Annotated in this window: 1 protein-coding gene; it reads right to left on the reverse strand. The window is 51.0% G+C overall.

Annotated elements, in window-relative coordinates; genetic code table 11:
- A partial coding sequence (locus BWI93_RS05840) for a PAS domain-containing protein (protein ID WP_176454144.1) occupies positions 1-546 on the reverse strand: 546 nt, incomplete at its 3' end.
- Positions 547-639: the final 93 nt, after the last annotated feature.

Genomic DNA, 639 nt, shown 5'->3' on the forward strand with positions numbered 1-639 from the left:
GGTGCCTAGCCCGGCCACCTCAATTGCACTTTGCAACGAATTGCTGCTCTCTTCCAAAGCTCTGCGGACCTGCATCTGGGTACTGATGTCGCTAGCCAGTACAATCACTCCCAGCAGTTCTCCTACTTCGTTATGGTGAGGTGTATAAGTAATATCCAGCCACCGCTGTGTTCCTACGCGGGAAGGAGCTGCCAGCTCATAGCGTTCGGGCTGGCCTGCATAGGCAACCGCCAAATGTGGGGCTACTTGTTGATAGGCCTGTTCACCAATGAATTCCCGTACGCTTTGGCCAATGACTTCATCGGCATCGACGTCGAACCAATCCTGAAAGGTTTTATTATAAGAAACGTAACGTTGCTGCTGATCCAGGTAAAAAATCATCGAGGGCACCGTGTTGCTCAATAGGCTCAGCTTTGCTTCACTTTCTTCGAGCTGTCGGCGAGCCTGTACGTGTGCCGTCACGTCCGTGATGACCTGAATCATACCCGTGATGTGGCCGCCCTCCAGCAAAGGGCGATACGCAACATCATAATAGTATTCCTGCATGACTCCCGTTCGTTTATGAGTCACCAAGACCTCTTTTTCATCAAAAGTGATGCCTTCATAATAAACCCGCTGTGCCTGTTGCCAGGCAAACTG

Origin of the sequence: Siphonobacter sp. BAB-5385, from assembly GCF_002261125.1 — a bacterium.
Lineage (GTDB): Bacteria > Bacteroidota > Bacteroidia > Cytophagales > Spirosomataceae > Siphonobacter.